Origin of the sequence: Colwellia sp. MB02u-10 (assembly GCF_014077185.1) — a bacterium.
GTDB lineage: Bacteria > Pseudomonadota > Gammaproteobacteria > Enterobacterales > Alteromonadaceae > Cognaticolwellia.
In genome coordinates this window covers 1-554 of record NZ_JACGVK010000023.1, presented here as the reverse complement: position 1 = coordinate 554, position 554 = coordinate 1, and the positions used below count along the sequence as shown (strand labels likewise).

The following is a 554-nucleotide window of genomic DNA, read 5'->3' as shown; positions in this document are numbered from 1 at the left end:
TTTAATTTGTCGAGATCTTCAGCACTTTTATTTACCGCTATACCATAATTATTTACTTGCGTTGCAAGTTTACTATTTTCTTGAGAAATATTATCTATGGTATAAACACTATGCGTTATTTGATTGGCAACGACACTTTGTTCTTCAGCCGCGGTGGCAATTTGAGCCGTCATATCACTCACATCATTTACGTTACCGATAATATTTTCCATTTCTTGCTTTATTTTAGTACTATCTGCAGAGCATTCTTCGGCATTAGCTTTGCTAGCAAGCATCACCTCACTCCAATTTTTTAACGAATTTTGTAATTCAATAACAGAAGTTTGGATCTGAACGGTTGCTTCCTGAGTCCGACTCGCTAGCGTTCTGACTTCATCGGCAACGACAGCAAAACCTCGACCCTGCTCACCCGCCCTTGCCGCTTCAATGGCAGCATTCAATGCCAGTAAGTTTGTTTGATCCGCAATGCCCTGAATTTCAGACATGACCGTTGAAATTTTATTGACATCGGTGACCAATTCAAGCGCACTACTGGCCGCTTGATCGACATCACG

Annotated in this window: 1 protein-coding gene; it reads right to left on the bottom strand. The window is 41.2% G+C overall.

The features are described from left to right. Positions 1-554, bottom strand: a 554-nt coding sequence (locus tag H4J59_RS19730; RefSeq protein ID WP_259369318.1) for a methyl-accepting chemotaxis protein, incomplete at both ends; no start/stop codon positions are given.